The sequence below is a fragment of the Yeosuana sp. genome (genome assembly GCF_057126245.1).
In genome coordinates, this window is sequence record NZ_DBNGMQ010000077.1 from 52,231 (window position 1) to 75,375 (window position 23,145).

The 23,145-nt window shown below is 32.1% G+C and carries 20 protein-coding genes; all 20 read left to right on the forward strand.

Annotated elements, in window-relative coordinates:
• Positions 1-98: 98 nt before the first annotated feature.
• The 20 genes from lysA (at position 99) to AC15TD_RS10070 (ending at position 23,126) form a co-directional block, all read left to right on the forward strand.
• Positions 99-1,346: a diaminopimelate decarboxylase gene (gene lysA / locus AC15TD_RS09975; protein ID WP_484451999.1), complete on the forward strand. Its 1,248-nt coding sequence runs from the start codon at positions 99-101 to the stop codon at positions 1,344-1,346.
• Between the two features lie 122 nt (positions 1,347-1,468).
• Positions 1,469-2,395, forward strand: coding sequence for a sterol desaturase family protein (locus AC15TD_RS09980; protein ID WP_484452000.1), 927 nt, complete (start codon positions 1,469-1,471; stop codon positions 2,393-2,395).
• Between the two features lie 399 nt (positions 2,396-2,794).
• Positions 2,795-3,523: a hypothetical protein gene (locus tag AC15TD_RS09985; RefSeq protein ID WP_484452001.1), complete on the forward strand. Its 729-nt coding sequence runs from the start codon at positions 2,795-2,797 to the stop codon at positions 3,521-3,523.
• A gap of 190 nt (positions 3,524-3,713) precedes the next feature.
• Positions 3,714-5,057 carry an MFS transporter gene (locus AC15TD_RS09990; protein WP_484452002.1) on the forward strand — a complete coding sequence of 448 codons (1,344 nt, stop codon included), beginning with the start codon at positions 3,714-3,716 and terminating at the stop codon, positions 5,055-5,057.
• Positions 5,058-5,201: 144 nt separating this feature from the next.
• Positions 5,202-7,064 (forward strand): tetratricopeptide repeat-containing sensor histidine kinase, encoded by a 1,863-nt coding sequence (locus tag AC15TD_RS09995; RefSeq protein WP_484452003.1) that lies wholly within the window; start codon positions 5,202-5,204, stop codon positions 7,062-7,064.
• A gap of 57 nt (positions 7,065-7,121) precedes the next feature.
• Positions 7,122-9,071, forward strand: a complete 1,950-nt coding sequence (locus AC15TD_RS10000; protein WP_484452004.1) for a sensor histidine kinase — start codon at positions 7,122-7,124, stop codon at positions 9,069-9,071.
• Positions 9,072-9,812 (forward strand): LytR/AlgR family response regulator transcription factor, encoded by a 741-nt coding sequence (locus tag AC15TD_RS10005; RefSeq protein ID WP_484452005.1) that lies wholly within the window; start codon positions 9,072-9,074, stop codon positions 9,810-9,812.
• A gap of 213 nt (positions 9,813-10,025) precedes the next feature.
• The gene (locus AC15TD_RS10010) at positions 10,026-10,535 is read left to right on the forward strand and encodes a nuclear transport factor 2 family protein (RefSeq protein ID WP_484452006.1); all 510 of its coding nucleotides are present in this window, start codon (positions 10,026-10,028) and stop codon (positions 10,533-10,535) included.
• 148 nt (positions 10,536-10,683) lie between these two features.
• Positions 10,684-11,622, forward strand: coding sequence for an NAD-dependent epimerase/dehydratase family protein (locus AC15TD_RS10015; protein WP_484452007.1), 939 nt, complete (start codon positions 10,684-10,686; stop codon positions 11,620-11,622).
• Positions 11,623-11,632: 10 nt separating this feature from the next.
• On the forward strand, positions 11,633-12,271 hold the full coding sequence (locus AC15TD_RS10020; RefSeq protein ID WP_484452008.1) for a DUF2306 domain-containing protein: 639 nt from the start codon (positions 11,633-11,635) through the stop codon (positions 12,269-12,271).
• A gap of 43 nt (positions 12,272-12,314) precedes the next feature.
• Positions 12,315-12,815 carry a YybH family protein gene (locus AC15TD_RS10025; RefSeq protein ID WP_484452009.1) on the forward strand — a complete coding sequence of 167 codons (501 nt, stop codon included), beginning with the start codon at positions 12,315-12,317 and terminating at the stop codon, positions 12,813-12,815.
• A 23-nt stretch (positions 12,816-12,838) separates the two neighbouring features.
• Entirely contained in the window at positions 12,839-13,141 is a 303-nt protein-coding gene (locus AC15TD_RS10030; RefSeq protein ID WP_484452010.1) for an EthD family reductase, read from the forward strand.
• A gap of 43 nt (positions 13,142-13,184) precedes the next feature.
• On the forward strand, positions 13,185-14,534 hold the full coding sequence (locus tag AC15TD_RS10035) for an MFS transporter (protein ID WP_484452011.1): 1,350 nt from the start codon (positions 13,185-13,187) through the stop codon (positions 14,532-14,534).
• 33 nt (positions 14,535-14,567) lie between these two features.
• Positions 14,568-15,443: an ester cyclase gene (locus AC15TD_RS10040; protein ID WP_484452012.1), complete on the forward strand. Its 876-nt coding sequence runs from the start codon at positions 14,568-14,570 to the stop codon at positions 15,441-15,443.
• Positions 15,444-15,529: 86 nt separating this feature from the next.
• Positions 15,530-16,390: an SDR family oxidoreductase gene (locus AC15TD_RS10045; RefSeq protein WP_484452013.1), complete on the forward strand. Its 861-nt coding sequence runs from the start codon at positions 15,530-15,532 to the stop codon at positions 16,388-16,390.
• Between the two features lie 257 nt (positions 16,391-16,647).
• Complete coding sequence (locus tag AC15TD_RS10050; protein ID WP_484452014.1) at positions 16,648-17,976, forward strand: MFS transporter; 1,329 nt, start codon at positions 16,648-16,650, stop codon at positions 17,974-17,976.
• Positions 17,977-18,013: 37 nt separating this feature from the next.
• Entirely contained in the window at positions 18,014-19,051 is a 1,038-nt protein-coding gene (locus AC15TD_RS10055) for a hypothetical protein (protein WP_484452015.1), read from the forward strand.
• 2 nt (positions 19,052-19,053) lie between these two features.
• Positions 19,054-20,469 carry an MBOAT family O-acyltransferase gene (locus AC15TD_RS10060; protein ID WP_484452016.1) on the forward strand — a complete coding sequence of 472 codons (1,416 nt, stop codon included), beginning with the start codon at positions 19,054-19,056 and terminating at the stop codon, positions 20,467-20,469.
• Positions 20,470-20,493: 24 nt separating this feature from the next.
• Complete coding sequence (locus AC15TD_RS10065; RefSeq protein ID WP_484452017.1) at positions 20,494-21,744, forward strand: DUF418 domain-containing protein; 1,251 nt, start codon at positions 20,494-20,496, stop codon at positions 21,742-21,744.
• 80 nt (positions 21,745-21,824) lie between these two features.
• Positions 21,825-23,126: a DUF418 domain-containing protein gene (locus tag AC15TD_RS10070; protein ID WP_484452018.1), complete on the forward strand. Its 1,302-nt coding sequence runs from the start codon at positions 21,825-21,827 to the stop codon at positions 23,124-23,126.
• Positions 23,127-23,145: the final 19 nt, after the last annotated feature.

Consider the following 23,145-nt stretch of genomic DNA (forward strand, 5'->3'; position numbering starts at 1 on the left):
ATATAACTTATTGTTATATAATTAACAATTTGTTTTATTTAGATAATAATTTAGATAAATGTTTTCAGTTTTAGTAAAAAAATTAACTTTGCCAAAAAATGAATTACTCTATGACAAGTTCACAATTGCTTAAAATAACGGAAGAATTTGGAAGTCCTGTTTATGTTTATGATACCGAAAAAATTGCTTCACAATTTAAAAGATTAACTGATGCATTTAAGGATGTTAAACACCTTAAAATTAATTATGCTGTTAAAGCGCTATCAAATATCTCGATATTAAAGTTTTTTAAAACTTTAGGATCTGGCATTGATACGGTTTCTATTCAAGAAGTCCAATTAGGTTTAGCTGCAGGTTTTTTACCTGAACAAATTATTTTTACTCCCAATGGAGTTTCACTGGGAGAAATTGAAGAAGCAACAAAACTAGGTGTTCAAATTAATATTGATAATCTTTCTATTTTAGAGCAATTTGGCACAAAACATCCAAATATTCCCGTTTGCATTAGAATTAATCCACATGTTATGGCAGGTGGAAACAGTAATATCTCTGTGGGTCATATTGATTCTAAATTTGGAATTTCAATTCATCAGATACCACATTTGTTAAGAATTATTGAAAATACTAAAATGAATATAAACGGTATACATATGCATACTGGTAGTGATATTTTAGATATAGATGTATTTTTATATGCTAGTGAAATTCTTTTTGAAACTGCAAAACAATTTAAAAATCTCGAGTTTATTGATTTTGGTTCTGGTTTTAAAGTTCCTTACAAACAAGGCGATATTGAAACAAATATTGAAGAATTAGGAAAAAAACTTAGCGAAAAATTTAATGCATTTTGCAAAGAATACGGTAAAGATTTAATATTAGCCTTCGAACCTGGTAAGTTTTTGGTAAGTGAATCTGGTAAGTTTTTAACCAAAGTAAATGCTGTAAAACAAACAACATCGACAGTTTTTGCTCAGGTAGACTCTGGTTTTAATCACTTAATACGACCTATGTTTTATGGGTCTCATCACGAAATAATCAATATATCAAATCCAAATGGAAGAGAACGTTTTTATACGGTAGTAGGTTACATTTGTGAAACGGATACCTTTGGAAATAATCGGCGTATTAATGAAATTAATGAAGGTGATATTTTATGCTTTAAAAACGCCGGAGCTTATTGCTTTTCAATGGCCAGTAACTATAACTCAAGATTTCGTCCAGCAGAGATATTATGGTTTAATAAAACAGCTCACCTTGTAAGAAGGCGCGAAACTTTTGAAGATATTATAAAAAATCAAGTTGAAATTGATTTTAAAAAAGAAACAGAAATAATATTCGCAAAATAATTTCCTTATTTTTAGTTATAAGTCCTCTTTACTGTTATTACTAAAGAGGGTTTTCTTTTAAATAAATTACATTTATTTCTATTTAAAAGATAAAATGTGTCTATTTTTGAATAAAAAATTTTATGAATTTTACAAATCCCTTAGTTTATGGAGTTCCTTGTTTTCTGGGACTCATCTTACTAGAATTAACATATAGCAAGCATCATAAAGAAAAAAAAGATTTATACAAATGGAAAGATTTAGCCGCTAGTCTTACCATGGGTATAGGCTCGACTATTCTAGCTCCTTTAACCAAAACTATTGCAGCTATCGTACTTTTTAATTTTATTTATGACATTTTCAATCCAGAAATAGATGGTATTCGCACCAATATTATGGGATGGAAATCTTTTGGTTATGCTTGGTATATTTGGATAATTTGTCAATTACTAGATGATTTTAGTTATTATTGGTTCCATAGACAAAACCACAACATCCGTTTTCTATGGGCTGCACATATTGTACATCATTCTTCAAATAATTTTAATTTAGGAACAGCAGTAAGAAATGGTTGGTTCACTATATTTTACAAACCTTTTTTTTATATGTGGATTCCTGCACTGGGTTTCCCTCCAGAAATGGTTGTCGTTTGCTTAGGGGTTGAGGCTTTATGGCAATTTCAATTACATTCGGTATATGTTCCAAAATTAGGGATTATTGAAAAAGTATTTAACACCCATACGATGCATCAAGTACATCATGCCCAAAACTTGGAATATATGGATAAAAATCATGGTGGTTTCTTAAATATTTTTGACAAACTTTTTGGTACGTGGAAAGAACTTGATGAAAACATAGATATTAAATACGGCGTTACAAATGCACCAAACTCTTACAATCCATTAATTATTTTAACTCATGAATACAAGGATATTTGGAATGATATAAAAAAATCTAAAAGTTGGTATCATAAATTTATGTATGCGTTTGGCGCACCTGGTTGGAGCCATGATGGAAGCACTCTTACCATAAAACAATATCAAAAACTACTTAAATCGGATGTTAAATAATTAAAACATGTAAAAAACGTGGCACATGTTATAAGAAATTATGAAACGTTAAATGTAATAATTAAAAATCAGGTTGAAATTAATTTCTTTTCAAAAAAAGATAAAGTTTTAGCTAATAAAAATTGGTTAATATCTCAATAAATAATTAACTAACGCTAGGCCTTTTTTTATTATTTGTAGCAAAAACAGTGTTAAAACAAAAAAAATAGTATATTTATTACCTCCCTAATAATGATAATGGCAAAAATTAATTAAACTAACAACTTAATTTATTTTAATTTATTGAATGCAAAGCTATTAACCTAATACATAATCTGTGTTTTTTATTTTGAATACCAATTTTGTTAGAAAAACGTCTAACAAGCAATTATATATTAACAATTAAAACCAACCGAAATTATGAGAAAATTATTGTATTTGATGCTATTAATACCAGTATTAGCGGTATCACAAGAAAATGAAAGTTTTTTATTAAACTTATCTGAAATTACTGTAAAACCAGGTCATGACGCACAATTTGTAGAAGGGGTGAAATCATGGAAAGAATGTTACCTTGAAAACGAAGGTGAAGACAAATGGAGCATGTGGCGCAGAGTTCAAGGAGAAGGGTCTGTATATACCATGACCAGTAATATGGCAAATTGGGCTGAGATGGACGAAGAAGGCGATGCAGCAGGAAAAGAATGCCGAATGATTGTTGTTAATTTTATAATGCCACATGTTAAAAGCGTGCATTATAATATTGCCAGATCTGTACCGAAAGCAAGTAGAAAAGCTGGAATGCCTGAAGGCACAGAACTTGTTTGGGTATATAATGCTAAAACAAGTAATTCAACTGATTTTAAAGAGTGTGTTGATGAATTAACATCTGCCATGAAAAAAGCCGAAGGTGATAGTAGAGGCACGTGGTACGACGTTCAAGGTGGATCTCCTGAAGTTGCAGACTATTTTGTAGCTATTCCATTTAAAAACTTTGCAGACTTAGATGTTGATAGAGATGGTATTTGGGAAATTTACAAAAAAGCGAATGGAAAGTCTAAAACAGACGCATTAAGCGCAAAAATGAGAGCTTCTATTTCAAGTGACTGGTCTTACATTTATACGTTAAATAAAGAGTTATCTAATTAATCTATCATTTATATTAAACGATATACGTCATTTTTAAAAAGTTCAACAATTTGTTGAACTTTTTAATTTTAATATCAAAACCGCAAATATTAATCAAATATTATTTAGATTTAACCACTCGGCAAGTCTTATTTTCATAACATAGATATAATCAATAAAACCAAAAACTAACCAACCAAAACCAACCCATTTGAAATTAAATAATGATACTCTTAAATTTAATGAGAAAATAACATCTAAAAAGCGTAATTTATTCCTAACTGAAAACTCAGTAATACGCTATTTAACGTTTTCTGCATTATATATTGCCCAAGGAATTCCCGAAGGAATTACTTATTTTGCTATTCCTGCGTGGTTAGCGATGAACAACAAAACACCTATTGAAATTGCAAGTTTTGTTGCTGTTATTGGTATACCATGGAGTTTTAAAATTCTTATAGCACCTTTAATGGATAGGTTTACTATTTTATCAATGGGTAGAAAACGTCCCTGGGTAATCTTTGGCCAATTAGGCTTAATCATTAGTTTTTTATCTATTGGCTTGGTTACAGATCCTTTAAATAATTTAGATGGTTTAATGATCGCGGGATTTTTCATAAGCTTTTTTGGAGCATTTCAAGATGTCGCTACAGATGGCATGGCAATAGATGTGGTTCCTATTAATCAACAAGCGCGGGCCAATGGGCTCATGTGGGGATCAAAAACTATAGGTACAGCCTTATCATTAGTCATTGGAACGGCGTTAATTAATTTAATAGGATTTAGTACTGCCATCGCTTCGCTATCAATTGCGGTCGCATGCATTATGTTAGTTCCTGTTTTTTTTAGAGAACGACCCGGAGAAAAAATAATGCCTTGGTCAGAAGGGAAGGCTTCTAAAGAATCTGCAAATGCACAGTTAAAAAATTGGTCTCAAATTTTTAAAAGCATCTTTAAAGTTGTGATTTTACCGTCAACCATTTTTATGGGAATGGCAACCCTCATTAATGGAATAATGTATGGTTTAATTGATACCCTTTTGCCCATCTTTACTATTCAAGAATTAGGATGGACTAACACCACCTATTCACAAGTTTACTCAATTACAACAGTTGTTGGGGGTTTTTTTGGAATGTTTGCAGGTGGGGCATTAGTTGATTTCTTCGGTAACAAAAAAATGATAATTATTTATCTCATTGTTACAACGATTTTAATAATTGGTCTAGCTGTATTACCCAATTTATGGCAAAACGATAAATTCATATTCGGTTTTATTTTACTTTATTATCTATTCTACACGTTCCTTTGTATCGCTATGTTTGCAGCTAGCATGAAATTATGTTGGCAAGTAGTCGCGGCGACACAATTTACACTTTTTATGGCACTATCTAATATGGGTAGAGCCGCTGGTTCTGGATTAGTCGGTACATTTAAAGAAATGATGTCCTGGGAATATGTGTTATTGTGTACGGCAATTTCACCATTCTTAACCATTTTCTTTATCAGGTATATAAACTTTAAAAAACAGAGAAAGGCTATCGATGGCTTTATTTAAAAAATATTTCAGATTTTTATTATATTTAACAAGTATTCCCTCTAGTTTTTTTAATAATGATATTTTAAATTAAAAGACTATATGTTAATTGCTACTTATATATCTCGATTTATACTTAGGTTTACTTCTATAGTGATTCTTCTTATGGGATCACCAATTATTTCTGCACAGAACAAATCTATTGATAGTCTTACTCATTTACTTTCTGAAGAAACAAAAAACAGTTCTAAACTAGACTTGTTAAGTGATATTGTAACGATCGAATCCACACAAAATTTAACTATAGCCTTAAATTACGCAAGGCAAGGCATGAACCTTTCTAATAAATTAAACGATAAAAATTGGATGCCTAAGTTCAATGAAATGAAAGGAAGAATACACGCTAACTTACTAGAGTTAGACTCTGCTTCGTATCATTTTAATAAAGCTTTGAACGGATATATTGCGGTCGACAATAAAAAAGGACAAGCAACTACGTATTTTAAAATAGGCTGGGTTCATAAAAAGAAAGGGGAATTAGAACAAGCCTTGGAACTAGATTTAAAGGCATTACGCCTCATGGAGGCTATTAATGATAATATTGGAATAGCAGGTGCTACCAGTAGAATATCTGAAGATTTATATAGACAAGAACGAAATGAAGAAGCGCTTGATTATGCTATAAAAAGCATTGAGTTTTGCAAAAAAAACAACCTTGAAACAGAATTAGTTTACGCCTATACATCAGCTGGAGATGCGTGTATGGGTATGAGTAATTTTCAAGACTCCTATATGTATTTTGAGAAAGCATTAAGCTTCGCAAAATCGATTGGTTTCAATCCTATGAATTTATGTGATTTCACCAATAATCTTGGTAATTCACTTAAAAGACTAGGCAAATACGACGAGGCTTTAGTTCAATATGAAAATGCCATATTGTTAGCGAAACAAACAAATTACCAAAATGCTATTACTGCACTCACAGCTAATTTGGGCGAGATTAACTTACTCACTGGTAATTATCAAGAGGCCTTAAAATACCAACTTGAAACCATAAAATTTCAAGAAGAAGATAAAGATTATTCAAACTTAACTGAAAATTACGGACACACAAGTACCATTTATGAAAAATTAGGAGACTATGCTAAGGCATTGGAATACGAAAGGAAAGCGAGAGAAATTAGAGATAAAACGGTCGCTATTGAAAGTGATAAAAACATGTCTAAACTGCTGACAGAATACGAAACCGAAAAAAAAGAAAATACCATAGCTGCTCAAAAACTACAACTTGCACAACAAAAATTAGTGCAATGGCTGGCAGCAGGTGTGGTTGTCTTACTATTAGGTTTTCTGTTTTTTGGATATAGAAGTTATAGAATTCGGACAAAAACCAACCAATTGCTGGCAGCGAAAAACAAGCAAAATGAATTACTGTTAAAAGAAATCCATCATCGTGTAAAAAACAATCTGGAGCTTGTAAAAAGTTTAATATCATTACAATCTGCTCAATTAGAAGACTCTGCAACAAAAGATGCCATGATTGCGAGTCAGAATCGCGTACAATCTATGGGTATTATTCATCAAAAACTATATCAAGGTGATAATATTGGCAGTATAGAAATGAAAGACTATTTCCTAAATCTTGGTGAAGGTATTTTAGATACCTTTAATAAAGATGATAAAGTAAAAATAGAATGTGCCATGGAACATTTAGAATTAGACGTTGACACCGCCGTTCCTATTGGGTTAATTGTAAATGAATTACTTACCAATGCCCTTAAATATGCATTCCCCGAAGATACTAAAGGCAATATCATGATTAGTTTATCAAAATCAAATCCAAAAACCTTAACACTAAAAGTATCAGATAATGGTATTGGAAAAACGGTTGGCTTAGCTCCAAAAGGCACGGGCTTTGGTTCTCAGCTCGTTAAACTATTAACGCAACAACTTAATGGAGTTATGAAAGAAGACACTCAAAACGGAACGTCCGTTTTATTTCATTTTAAATTAAACACAGCAGCTTAAAAAATAACAATAACTACTTACAAACACAAAAAACATAAAAAGCATAGCAAATTTAACATGAAAATAAAATTGAGCTTCTTTTTAGTTCTTGTAATTAATTTTGCCTTTGGACAAAATGATGCAGATGTGACTTTAAACCAAAGTAAAACATATCAAAATAAAGCAGTGTGGTTTAATTTTATACCCCAATACAATCAAGATAGTAGTCGTCATTATTTTAATAAAGCAATACATCATCTTGATGAAAATAAAATAACCCATTTAGAGCAATTGGGAAATATTTATATGGATATGATTATTTATTCAACCTATAATGATGAATTGGACTTAAATGCGCAACATGGGTGGGAATTTGTTTCAAAGTTACCTGATGAGATAGATAGATATCGGATTCTGAAATTTGACTATCTGGCATTGTGGACAATCATCATAAAATTAAACGTCGTAGGACCAAAAGAATCTTTAGAATTATTTACAAAAGCAATGAATTATCTGAAAGCTGATGAAAATAATGATATACAGGCAAGGATATCTATGTACAAGGGTATTTTTTATTATAAATATGCTCTTAAAGATGAACGGGAAACGGCATATCAATATTTATTGAAAAGTTATAATTATTACCGTAACCATATTTCAAAGAAAAATAACTGGAGGTTTTTTAGAATAAATTATGCCTTGGCATCTTATCATACAGATAAAAATAACGATTCAGTAAGTTATTACAGGGCAAACATAAAGTCCATTCTAAAAAATTATAAAACTCCTCTTGCTTACTCATCGTATTATGCTGCCATCGGGCGCGAATTAATTACACATCCGCCAACAGGGAAAGATAGTATTAGTCGTGCACAATATGAGGAAGGTAAAAAAAGTATTATGAAATCTATAGAAATTATGGAAACCTATAATAAGGAAACCGGTATTTATCCATATTGTTTTGGATTACTTGCCGATCTTAACCTTAAAGACAAAAAATACGATACTGCCATTTCTTATTATAAAAAATCTAGGGAGTATTATTTAGAGCATAAAAACTCAAAACCAGCAATAATGATGCTTTTATATATTGGTGATGCTTATGAAAAAAAAGGAGACTTAATAAATGCATTAAAATATAAAGAACAACATTATTTAGAATTACTTGATTTTGAAAAAGAAACGAATGAAAGAAGTTTGCGCGAAAATGAATTAAAAGTGAATTTAAGTAACCAAAAAGAAGAATTAGGTCAAAAACAGTTTCAACAACAAATATTTATTATCGCTCTGTTAATTGGAGGTCTGTTATTAGGGTTAGTATATCGCAATTATAGACTAAAAAGAAAATCTAGTCTTATACTTGAAAAAACAAATAATGAATTAAAAGACAAAAATATTTTATTAGATATCCAAAACGCAGAAAAGGAATTATTATTAAAAGAAATCCATCACCGCGTAAAAAACAACCTTGAACTTGTTAAAAGCTTAATTTCATTACAGTCTGCGCAATTAGAAGACTCCGCTACAAAAGATGCTATGATTGCCAGTCAAAACCGAGTTCAATCTATGGGCATTATTCATCAAAAACTTTATCAAGGTGATAACCTTGGTAGCATTGAAATGAAAGACTATTTCCTAAATCTTGGTGAAGGCATTTTAGACACCTTTAATAAAGATGACAAAGTGAAAATAGAATGTGCTATGGAACATTTAGAATTAGATGTTGACACCGCCGTTCCTATTGGATTAATTGTTAATGAGTTGCTTACTAATGCTTTAAAATATGCATTTCCTGATGATACTAAAGGAAATATTATGATTAGTTTATCAAAATCGAATCCAGAAACCTTAACATTAAAAGTATCAGACAATGGTATTGGAAAAACGGTTGGCTTAGCTCCAAAAGGTACGGGCTTTGGTTCTCAGCTCGTTAAACTGTTAACGCAACAACTTAATGGTGTTATGAAAGAAGACACTCAAAATGGAACCTCGATTTTATTTCATTTTAAATTAAACACAGCCGCATAAATGAGCCAAACTACAAAAATATTAATCGTTGAAGATGAAATGATTATTGCTGCAAACATATCATTACAACTTACTACGCTTGGTTATGAGATTACAGGTATAATTCCCAGAGGTGAAGAAGCCCTATTACAAATAAAAGAAAACAAACCCGATATTGTTTTATTAGATATTCAATTAAAGGGAAAAATAGATGGTATTGAAACGGCTCAAATGATGCAAAAATCGTACAATATTCCTATTATCTATTTAACAGCTAATGCAGACGAAGAGCATTTTAAAAGGGCAAAGACAACAAATCCATATGCGTTTATCTCAAAACCATTTAAAAAACTAGATTTACAACGCGCCATAGAATTAACAGTAAAAAGAGTGCAAACCGAAACGAAACAAGTTAACCCTTCCGCAGAAAAAGAAGCGCCTTTTATTTTAAGTGATAGTATTTTTGTAAAGCATCATGAAAAAATGGTAAGAGTGGATATTAAAGATATTTTATACATTGAGGCAGAACGTAATTATTGTAGAATTTACTCAAAATCGAAAGAGTATTTATTGGTAATGACATTAAAAGATCTCGATGAAAAATTACCAGATAAACATTTTATAAGAGTGCACCGTTCATTTATTGTGAACCTATCTCAAATAGATGAAGTAGCCACAAGTCATATTGTAATTGGCAAAAAAGCCATTCCTGTTAGTAAAGCTCTAAAAGATGAGCTGCTCAACAGATTACAAACGATATAAATTTTTATATAGACGTAGTCTAATTAAAAAAGTTGTTTTGATAAATAAAAGGATGTCTTCGGACAAAATATTGCAGGTTTCGTCCTAAATCCCGTTCTTTTTATTATGATTTTTAGTTACTTAGAAACAGAATCATTTTAGATTCAACCTAACCAACCAATAAACCTCACTAATCTAATTTATCAGATTGTGAGGTTTTTATAACAAGAGATAATGAAAAACTCGTTCTTTTTAATCTTCACATCACTCATTTTATTAAGCGCATGCCAACAAAACGTTCGCTATACGCAACAATCACCAGAAATAGATACATATAAAAAGGTTATCGAAGCTTATGAAAAACAAGATTGGAACGCCTTGGCAAGTCACTATGCCGATACTGCAAAGATTTTAAACAATGTCACCGATAAAGATTCACAGACAGTAGCTGAATTAATTGCGCAAAACAAAGAAGACGCAACGCTTTTTTCGTCTTGGAAATACGACCCAGAAAGTGAGGAATATGAAATGGTTGTCACTGACAAAGGTGAAACCTGGGTAAACTTTTGGGGACATTGGGAAGCTACTTTAAAAGCGAATGGAAAACTTTATGTGATACCTGCTCATATTACAACTCGCTTTATTGACGGTAAAATTGTAAGAGAAGACGGTTATTGGGATATCTCTAAATTAATAATGGATATACAAATTATAGAAACAAGCAAAAACATACAAAAAGAATAAACTAAGTAAATAAATTAGAATAACAGGCAAATTTTTTGGGAGAATAATATTTGGCAATAGTAATAATCCGTTATCATTATAATGTTTTTTTGAGTTAGTCACCAAAACTATTGTCAATTGCCTGTTTTTTTTAGTAATCTAAAACATCATGAAAAAAGTAGGAGTTATAGGGGGGTCTGGCTTTATAGGAAGCCACGTTACAAAGGCATTTTTAAACAACGGTTTTGAAGTCAAGGTATCTGCAACAGATATTTCAAATGAAAGCAAATATGAACATTTGATGGAGTTTAGTCAATCTGACCATTTATATATAAGCGAATTAAATGTTGAAGATAAATCTGCTTTACGTGAATTTGTAAAAGATTGTGATATTGTTATACACGGTGGCACACCGTTTCTGTTAGATGTTAAGGACCCCAAAACCGAATTATTTGATCCAACTATCAAAGGCACCGAAAACTTTTTAGAAGTTATAAATGATACCCCAAGTATAGAAAAAGTAGTATTTATTGCTTCGGTAGCTGCTTATAATACAAACTTCCCCATGCCTTCAGGAGATAAATCAATAACAGATACGATTAGTGAAACGGATACGCCTTTTATGAGTGAAGAAAGTCACCCATATGCTCAAGCGAAATTTATTGCCAACCAGACGGTTAATGAATTTATAAAAAGCCACTCGAATCTCGATTTTGAAATCACTAGTGTCTCACCCGTAGCAGTATTTGGAAAATCTTTATCTAACCGAGAAGATTCTACCTCAACAGGATTACAGTTTTTATTTAAAAACGAGATTGCTCCAAACCCATTTGTACAAATGCTTTTTGACACTGATGCTGAGTTTGCTATTGTTAATGTTAAAGACGTTGCTAAATGTATTTATAAAGCAGCCACTATTTCAGGACTACATGGAAAAAACTATTTACTCTCAAGTGAAACTTACCCTGTTTCAGACGTAACCCTCATGCTTAATGGTCAACCACCAAAAAATAAAGCAAAAATCATCTACCAAAACCAAATGGCTGAGCGTCAATTAGGTATTAATTTTGAGTCGGTAAAAGAAACATTAAATCAGTACTCAAATTAATTTTTTAATTATGAAACAGTCAAATATTTTTGCATTAATAAAACCTAAATCTTATTTTAAATTACTGATTTTGATTTTGTTAATTCTATTTGCCGGAAAATTTGTGATTAATGATGCGTTTCCTTATTTTCAATTTACACAAGAGGCTCTTGGTAGGTATTGGGATTTTAAATGGGCTTTAATTGGGCACGTTTCAAGTGGTCTTTTGGCGTTAATTATTGGTCCATTTCAATTTTGGAAAACATTTAGAAACAAATATTTAACGTTCCATAGGTGGTTGGGTCGTATATATTTAATAGCAATTTTAATCGGTACTATCTGTTCTACAATATTAGCTTGGACTACTGGTATAAAAGTGAATTTTTCTTGGGCTTTTAGCCTACAGGGACTCGCATTTGCCTGGATCATCACTTCTGCAATGGCGTATATTTCGATTAGGAGAAAACAGCTAGCGCAACACAAAGAATGGATGATACGTAGCTATGTTGTAACATTTGCTTTTGTAATGTTTCGTTGGATAGAAAGTTTATCCATTACCATCAATTTAATGGATTCATTTGAAGAAAGAGGTCCAACTGTTATTTGGTTGAGTTGGACTATCCCTTTACTCATTACAGAAGTTGTTTTCAGTTTAAACAAGAAGCATTAAGCTATTTTTAAAGTAAATAATAACCAATTAAACACTATTAAATATGAAACCAATACAATTTTTAAGACCTATAGTGCTAGGTTTTTTAGTAGTAATCTCATTAGCAGGTTGCAAGGAACAAGTTGTAGAAACTTTAGAAACCGTAAAACCCGCAACGTTTGAAGAATTAGGCCAAATGAACAGGGACTTCGCAAAAGCATTAGTTGCAAAAGATGCGACAGCAGCTGCTCATTTATATACAGAAGATGCATCTCTATTACCACCTAACGAACCAATAATAAGTGGCCGAGAAAACATTAAAAATTATTGGCAAGGAGCTATTGATGCTGGATTAATAGCTGCGTCAGTAAAAACTATTGATGCAAGTAGCGATGGTAATTTGGGTTATGAAATTGGAACCTTTGAATTGAAGTTTTTAACTCCTGAAGGAGATACTATTATTGATGTAGGAAAATACACTGAAATATTGAAACGCAACTCCGAAGGCAAATGGATTTCTCTTTACGGTATGTGGAGTAATAATGAACCCGCTATAGCTGAATAATAATAGACTTAAAAAAATAAATAATGATTAAACTAACTGTACTATATAAACATCCAACCGACGATAAGGCATTCGAAGATTATTATGAAAACATCCACTTGCCTAAAGCTGCAAAAATGACCGGACATGAAAAATTTGAACTCACTAAGTTTTTAAGTAATTCTGATAGTAATAAATCAGATTATTATCGTATGGCTGAGTTCTGGTATCACAGTCCTGAAGCCATGCAGGAAGCCATGGACTCTCCTGAAGGAAAAGCCACAGCAGATGATCTTCATAATTTTGCTACTGGAGGTGTAACAATGTTGGTAGGTACTATTGAATAATATTCTTTACATTTAAAACCTTAACCAAGATTAACTAACCAACATGAAATTAGAACCAACCACTTTAATAAATGAGGATAATAATTTTTTAAAAAAAATTAATTTAATATTAACCGAAAATTCAGTTTTACGATATGTAACGTTTTCGGTACTTTACTTTGCACAAGGCATACCACAAGGAATTACATTAGCTGCCATTCCAGCATGGTTAGCAATGAATAATAAAACACCTGCAGAAATAGGAAGTTTTGTTGCAGTTATGGGTATCCCATGGAGCTTTAAAATCCTAATAGCACCAATCATGGATCGATATACTATTTTATCAATGGGTCGTAAAAGGCCGTGGGTGATATTCGGTCAATTAGGTTTAATCATTAGTTTTTTAGCCATTGGATTTGTACCCGATCCTATAAATAATTTAAAATGGTTAATGATAGCTGGTTTTTTTATCAATTTTTTCGGCGCATTTCAAGATGTCGCAACAGATGGAATGGCTATAGACGTTGTTCCAATTGATGAGCAGGCTCGTGCCAATGGACTCATGTGGGGTTCAGTCACAATCGGCTACTCATTATCCATGGTAGTTGGCACCGTTTTAATAAACACCTTAGGGTTTTCAGCAGCAATTCCCTTCTTAGCATTTGCAGTGGCTATTATAATATTAGCGCCTATTTTTTTTAGAGAACGTTCAGGCGAAAAAATAATGCCATGGACTGAAGGTGAAATTTCTGAAAATTCGAAAAAGGAACAGTCAAAAAGTTGGATATTGATTCTAAAAGATTTGTTCAAAGTCGTAATTCTACCTTCTAGCCTATTAATAATAATTGCGGTTTTTTATTTAGGCTTTTTAAAGAATTTAGTATATACTTCTTTTACCATACTTACAATTCAGGATCTTGATTGGACGAATACTTCATTTTCTCAAATAACCTCAATTTCAGACGTAGTCGCTGGTATATTTGGAATGTTTATAGGTGGATTTCTCGTTGACAAATATGGTGAAAAAAGAATGCTAACTATTTACTTTAGCGTCTTTGCACTTCTACTTTGTAGTATGGGATTCTTTCAAAATTATTGGGTAAATGACACCTTCATTTTTGTGTTTTATTCAATATACACATTCTTGGTCACTTTTATTACTATTAGCCTATTAGCAGGAGCTATGAAGTTATGTTGGAAAATTGTTGCTGCTACTCAATTCACACTTTATATGGCCATTACTAATATGGGAGCTGCATTTGGTGCTGGAATTGTAGGCACCCTTAAAGAACATATTTCATGGGATACTATCTTTTTATTAATGGCAATACCTACATTATTAATTATTTTAGTCATTCAATTTCTAAATTTTACTAAGCATAGAAAAACAATTCAAAAATTTAATATATCTTAATTAAATAATAAAACACTTAAAAATTAAATAATCATGAAAAACTCCATTATTTTTTTATTTGCCATATTATGTATTGGCTTCACATCATGCGAAAATGCTAAGGTTGAAAAAAATATAAAAATGTACTCCCAAACCTGGGATGACATTATTAACACAGGTAATCTAGAGCTTATTAATAACACTAATTTCACCGATAATATTACAATGATTATGAGCCCCGAAAATATTGTAGGTATTGACGGGTTTAAAGACTATTATTCAAACTTTGTTACTGGATTTTCAGATGTTGAATTTACCATAAAAGATATCTTTGGTCAAGGTGACAAAATAGTAAAACATTGGAATTTTAAAGGCAAACACACTGGCGAATTCTTTGGTATTCCTGCAACCGGAAATATGGTTGATGTTGAAGGCACGACCCTAGTTAAAATGCAAGATGGAAAAATTGCTCAAGAGCAAGATTTTATGGACAATATGATATTTCTACAACAATTAGGAATTGTATCCAACCCTGAAAATGTTAGTGTTATAGATGGCCTTTATAAAGCATTTGGTGCCGGTGATATCCCAAATGTCCTAGCCGCAATGGATGCCAATGTTGTTTGGAATGAGGCAGAAGGAAATGCCTATGCTGATGGTAATCCATACATTGGGCCAGAAGCTGTTTTAAATGGGGTTTTTGCTCGTGTTGGAGAGGACTATGAGTATTTTAACCTTGCTAATATAAAACTTCATGACATGTCGAACAATCAAGTACTTGCTACCTTACGTTATCAGGCCAAATTGAAAAAGAATGGTGTTACATTTGATGCACAAGTAGCACACCTTTGGACGCTTAAAGACGGAAAAGTAAGTGCTTTCCAACAGTACGTTGATACGAAAAAGCTCGCTGATGCGGAGAAAAAATAATGTTTTTTATGTCATTACATTTTTAGTATCTTAAATTTTTATTTAACATAAAAACAATTTTAAACACTTTAAAAACTAACCAACCAATGAAAACAGCATTAATAACAGGAACAAGCAAAGGTATCGGCCTAGAAACCTCACTTGCCTTTGCGAGAGCAGGCTATAAAGTATTCGCTACCATGCGCAATACTGCAATGTCTAAAGATTTTAAAGAAACAATAGCTAACGAATCTCTAGATATCACCATATCTGAAATGGATGTAGACTCTGATGTCTCTGTTAAAAAATGCATTGATGCTATTATCGATAAACATAGCCAAGTAGATGTTTTAGTAAATAATGCCGGTATAGAACGTCATGGATCTATTGAAGAACTCAGCATGGAAGATTTTAAATCAGTTATGGAAACTAATTATTTTGGCGTACTGCGCTGTACCAAAGGTGTACTTCCTATAATGAGAAAAAATAAAAATGGTTGCATTATAAATGTGGCTTCTGTTTCTGGTCATATTTCAAACAGTCCCTTAGGTGCTTATGCTGCAAGTAAATTTGCCCTGGAAGCAGTTAGTGAAGCCTTGGCACAGGAAGTAAAACCTTTTAATATTAGAGTGGCCATTGTAGAACCAGGGATTATTAATACACAAATGGCTCTGGATATTAAAGGTGCATCTGAAAGTAAATCTATTTATCCTCAAGTAAATCGTTTTGGAGGCCTTTTTGCAGCATCGCTTAAAACACCAACTCCACCAACTTTAGTAGCCGAAAAAATATTGGAAATTTCAGAAAGTAAAACCTGGAAATTAAGACATCCTGTTGGACCAGACTCAGAACCATTTATACAATGGCGTGCCTCCATGTCTGATGAACAATGGGTAGATTGGAATGCAGCTAATGATGAAGACTGGTATAAATCTGTTGAACAGGACTTTGGCCTTAATGCTAGATAAGACTTTTTTTTAATTAAAATATAACCCTAAAGACGCCTTATTGGATTGGTTGTTTTTTGAACTGAAAGTGAATAACAATACGATTTAAATTATGGAAGTAATAAATTAATTGGCACATATATTATAGATGTTTTCAGTAATACTACGAACCGTTCAAACAAACTTATAGATTAAATATCAGGATAGCCGAAAATGAAAAATTTAAAAATGTAGATAATAAAACTTTCTGATTACATTTATAAAACCAACCAACCAAAATGAAAGAAGAATCAGTAAATGATGAAATTCTTATATTAAAAAAGAAAAGTTTTCTTTCTGAAAGTACAATTTTAAGATACTTAGTTTTTTCTGCTTTATACATTTCTGAAGGCATTCCAATAGGAATCATGTTTTTTGCTATTCCAGCTTGGTTAGCTATGAACAATATACCTCCTGTTGAAATTGCTAGTTATATAGCAGTAATTATGATTCCATGGAGTTTTAAAATAATTATAGCACCTCTCATGGATAGGTACACCATTCTCTCTATGGGAAGAAAACGGCCATGGATAATTTTTGGACAAATCGGCTTAATGCTCAGTTTCTTGGGTTTTGGATTTATACCTGATCCTTTAGGCAACTTAAGCACCCTCATAATTATTGGCTTTGTTATTAATCTTTTTGGTTCCATTCAAGATATTGCCATTGATGGTATGGCGGTAGATATAATACCAATAAATCAGCAAGCTAGAGCAAACGGAATCATGTGGGGGTCAAGAATAATTGGTCAGTCCTTATCTCTCCTTATTGGTTCAGCCCTTATCAATATTGTAGGATTTACAAATGCTATTTCATCTATGGCTTTAATAGTAATAATTCTAATTCTTGTTCCTATATATTTTAGAGAACGGCCTGGTGAAAAACTAATGCCATGGACCAAAGGAAAGTCATCTAAAGACTCAGAAAAAACACAATTTAAAAATTGGGGAGAACTTTTAAAAAACCTCTTAAAAGTAGTTATTCTACCATCAAGCTTGTTATTATGTTTTGGTATTTTCTTTACTGGTATGCTAACAGGTTTAGTTGATACACTACTTCCCATTTTTACAGTACAGCAATTAGATTGGACCAACATATCCTATTCACAAGTCTCCTCAGCCGCTACATTAATTGGAGGATTCTTTGGAATGTTTGTAGGTGGTGTAATAATAGATTTTTTAGGAACCAAAAAAATGACCATTATTTTACTTTCAATTATCATTATTTTATTAGGCAGTTTTGCCATGCTTTCAAACTTTTGGGAAAATGTAACTCTAATTTACAGTTTTGTAATATTATATTACTTAATGGCGACACTTTTAACCATTGCCATAATGGCCATAGGCATGAAACTGTCATGGAAAAAAGTATCTGCATCTCAATTCACACTATACATGACTTTAAACAATTTAGGCTTCTCCTTTGGGGCGTGGTTTTTAGGATACCTAAAAGAATCCCTTGTATGGGCAACTATCATTCTTATTATTGCAATCATTCCATTTATGAGTCTATTTATTTTCAGGAAGATTAGTATTAAAAAGCATTTAATAACCTTAGAAAAGTATTAAACATTATAAAGTAAAATTCAACTAAAACCAATCAATTATGCAATTAAAACAAGCTTTAATCATTGCGATAACACTTAGTGTAATTAGCATCACGGCTTGGGAAGTCTTTTGGCGCTCTCAAGGCCTTCAACCCAACATTGATGACAATAAAAACTTATGGGCCAATCAGCGAAAAAAACTTGATAATTTTAATGATAACACCGTCGCTTTTATTGGCTCTTCAAGAATTCTTTATGACATTCAATTAGACATCTGGAAAGAAGAAACACAAACAGACCCTGTGATGTTAGCCACTCAAGGTGCTTCTCCAATTCCGGTAATGAAGGATATTGTAGAAAATACTAAGTTTAATGGTACGCTTTTAGTAGGCGTAACACCACCATTATTCTTTTCAACTACATATCCTGAGGCTGAATTTATAAAACGTTCACAGTCGTTAGTTGAATACTATAAAAAGCGAACCTATGCACAAATACTGAATCATAAGTTGTCTGTGCCTCTACAACAAAATTTTGCCTTTATTAGAGATGGTGATGAAGGATGGGATTCAGATGTTGATTTAAAAACATTAATCAAGCAAATTCACATCGGTAAAAGATCCGGACCATTATATCCTCCATTTAATAATTTTGAAGAGATTTCTCTCGACAGACATATGAAAATGCCTGAAAGAATGGTGACAGATACAGCATACGCGAATACCGTAAAAAAAGTTTGGAAAGCAATTTTAACGAGCGATTTACCTCCACCTGACAAAGAATCTACGACAGCAGCTTTTGTTGAATTAGCAGAGAGATTCAAAAAAAGAGGTGGTAATTTAATATTGGTAAGATGTCCGTCATCCGGACTTTTTAAGGAAATAGAAAGTATGGCATTTTCAAAAGAACTATTCTGGGACGAACTTGTAGCTAAGTCTGGAGTAAAAGCATACAATTATTTAGATTATGAACAATTTGAAAATTTATTCTTACCTGAATGGTCACATTTAGCCGTTAAAGACGCACGCTTTTTCACTAAAGAGCTTATTAAAATAATGAAAGCAGATGGTGCATTAACCAACCTTAAAACCAACTAATTATGTTATTCAACTCATTAAGTTTTGTACTATTCTTAGTAATAGTTTTAGCGCTTTACTATTCTAAGTTTTTAAATTGGAATTCTAAAAAAGCAATGTTATTGTTAGCCAGTTATGTTTTTTATGGCTTATGGAATCCCCCATTAGTTATCTTGCTTTGGATTTCAACGATGGTAGATTGGACAGCAGGGAAAAAATTAGCCATTGAAGATAATGAGCGAAAAAGAAAATTTTGGCTCATCCTAAGTATGGTTGTGAACCTAGGGTTCTTAGTCTTTTTTAAATATCGCGATTTCCTGGTAGATAATTTTACAACGGTTGTGAATACGTATGGCTATGGCTATAAAGCACAACCAGTAGATATCATTCTACCTATGGGAATTTCATTTTATACCTTTCAAACCATGTCGTATACTATAGACATGTACTTAAAACGAACAGAACGTGCCAAAACCTTTTTAGATTTCGCATTGTACGTTACATTTTTTCCTCAATTAGTAGCAGGTCCAATCGTTAGAGCACAAGATTTAATTTCCCAATTTTATGAAGAAAAGAAAGCAACAGTAAATCAATTCATCTGGGGTTTGTTTTTACTTACTATAGGGTTATTTCAAAAGGTAGTCATGGCAGACACGTTACTTTCAGAAACTGCAGACACTGTTTTCGGATCAAGTAAATTACTTCACGGTATTGATGCTTGGGTTGGAACTCTTGCATTTTCCGGACAAATATTTTTTGATTTTGCCGGTTATTCAACTTGCGCTATCGGTATCGCTTTAATGCTCGGTATTATATTACCAGACAACTTTAAATATCCGTATGCGTCTTTAGGTTTTTCAGATTTATGGAAACGTTGGCATATTACGTTATCATCTTGGTTAAGAGATTATTTATACATTCCATTAGGAGGCAATCGTCATGGTGTGGTGAGAATGTATGCCGCTTTAATGATTACAATGTTATTAGGCGGGCTATGGCATGGTGCCGCATGGACGTTTATAGTTTGGGGCGGCTTACACGGAACTTATCTTATATTAGAAAGATTACAAAGAGAATATATTCCTTTTAAAATAACGGCATGGAATGGAATATTTCTGGCTTTTATAACTTTTTCATGTGTCAATATTACTTGGGTATTTTTTAGAGCTCGAAAATTTGAAACAGCTTGGAACATGATTAAGTCTATGTTTTACATGCAAACAGAAGGAGAAAAAGTTCTTGACACATTTTCTATTATAAAAGTAAGCACTGTGATTGGGCTACTTTTTCTTTGCCACTGGTTTATGCGTAATACATCATTAAAAGAAGTGTCCTTAAAAATGTCGCCATGGGCTCTTGGCATTGTTTGGGCTATTATGTTCTTTTTAATTATTATAGCCCAAGGAAGCGGCGAACAATTCATCTATTTTCAATTTTAAAAAAATTAATATAAAGAGTATTATATGACCAATTCAACCAACCCAATTCAACCAATAAAAAAAGAAAATAGAATCATTTATCTTGATATTTTAAGAGGTATTGCTATCTTTTTTATTTTCTCAGCCAATATTGTTTATTTCTCTGGGCATTTTACATTTCCCGAGGAAGGCCGCTTACCTTCAACACTTTTTATTTTTGATAAAACGTTAGATTTTATTCTTTATACATTAGTTGATGGTAAATTCTATTCCCTATTCTCTTTGCTATTTGGGATTGGTTTCGCTATTCAACATCATAATTTAACAAAACACAATAAACCTTTTGCTCCATTCTTTAAACATAGAATGTTTTGGCTTTTAATATTTGGGCTCATTCATTTGCATATATTTTGGTTAGGAGACATCCTAACCTTATATGCATTATTAGGTTTTGTACTCATTCTATTTGTGAATTTTAAAAACAAACAACTCATAACATGGGCTATTGTATTAATACTATTACCCATTTTAAATTGGTTAGTTATAAATGTAATAGGTTGGCATTATCCACAGTTCTTTTTTGAATTAAATTCAAAATATTACGAACATTTTAATTTACCGATAATGGAAACTAATGGTATAAAAAGATCAAATTTTGGAGCCTACATTTTAAATGAAAATATTATTGATTTCGTTAAAATGAATATTGGCAATACCTTCTTAAGGATTGGAGGTATTCTTAACGAAGGACGTGTTTTTAAAGTGTTAGGAATTTTCTTAATTGGCTTATGGGCTGGTCGAAAAATTTTAACCGAAAACTTACTTGAAAACACAACTTTTTTAAAAAAGGTCGTTATTTGGGGAATTTGTATCGGATTACCTATTAGTGCTTTTAGAGCTTATATTACGTTTTTTGCTGATAAAACAGAAATATGGGAACTCCTATACACAATCTCTTATGCCCTGGGTACTGTTCCTTTAGCTATGGGTTACGCCGCTTTGCTAGCTATTATTTATAAAAAAATTCCATTTTTAAACGGTTTTGCTTTTGTTGGCAAAATGGCATTATCTAATTACTTATTTCAAACAGCATTAGCAATTACCATTTTTTACGGTATAGGATTTAGCTTTGCCGGTAAGCTTGGGTTCACCGTGATTATTGGAATAGCTATTTTAATTTATAGCATACAAGTATTACTAAGTATGTGGTGGTTAAAATCACATAGTTTCGGACCAATGGAATGGCTATGGAGACAATTAACCTACAAAAAGTTATTTAGGAAAAAGAATGACTAATAAATTATTCTCAACTCCTGACTAGTAACAGGAACTTCTTAATTTTTAAATATTTACTCAGGATTTATAACTAAAAAAATATGACTACAACCAACCAACCTCAATTTAAACCCACCCAACCGAGTGGACGTATTAATTCCCTTGATGTTATCAGAGGAATAGCCTTATTAGGCATTTTATTAATGAATATTAATGGCATGGGACTCCCTTTTGCATATTCAGACCCAACAATTTCTGGTGGATCAGAAGGTCTTAATTTACAAGTATGGATTGCTAATAACATGTTTTTTGAAGGTACTATGAGAGGCTTGTTTACCATGCTTTTTGGTGCAGGAGCAATTTTATTAACGAGTAGATTAGAAAAAAATGGCGCCGGAATTACCACCGCAGATATTTATTACCGAAGAATACTTTGGTTACTTGTTTTCGGAATTATCAACGTATACATTTTTCTTTGGCATGGTGATATATTATATCCGTATGCTCTTTTTGGATTAATGCTTTTTCCCTTTCGGAACGCAAGTGTTAAAAATCTATTTTTAGTAGGATGCGTTTTGATAAGCATTGGCGTATTATGGGATATAAGTGATTACCGCAATAATCTTGAAACTCAGAAAAATGGTATTGAAATGCAAACCCTGCAAGAGCAAGGTGTCACTTTAAGTGAGAATCAGGAAAACGACTTAAAAAAATGGGAGAAGCTAAGTACCAAGCAAACACCAGAAGAAGTACAAAAGAAAATTGAAAAAATGCAACAAGGCTACTGGTCTGTACTTCTGGAAAAAGTAAAGGGTAATCAATTTATGCAAACCTGGTTACCATACAGATTATGGGTTTGGGATATATTAAGTTTTATGCTTTTAGGAATGGCATTGTTTAAACTTCGCGTATTTCATGGTGAACGCAGTAATTTATTTTATATCATACTACTTGTAACAGGTTATCTTGTCGGACTTAGCATAAATTATATTGAAACCAAAATACTTATTGACAGTAATTTCGATGTTGTCACAATTTCCAAGGTAGATCAAACGTATCAAATAGGACGTTTGTTTACTACTTTAGGTCATATTGGTCTCTTTATGTTATTTATCAAGTCTGGTATTTTAGGCTTTTTACAAAAATCTTTGGCGGCTGTTGGGAAATTGGCTTTAACCAATTACTTAACGCATAGTGTTGTTACCTCCATAATTTTTTATGGTGATGGGCTTGCCTTATTCGGTCAACTTCAAAGATATGAGTTGTATTATATTGTAGGCGCTATTTGGATTATTCAATTAATCTTTAGTCCTATTTGGCTTAAATATTTCTTATATGGACCCGCTGAGTGGCTTTGGCGTTCTTTAACATATCAAAAGAAACAACCTTTTAGAATTACTTAATATCATCTAAAACTTTATT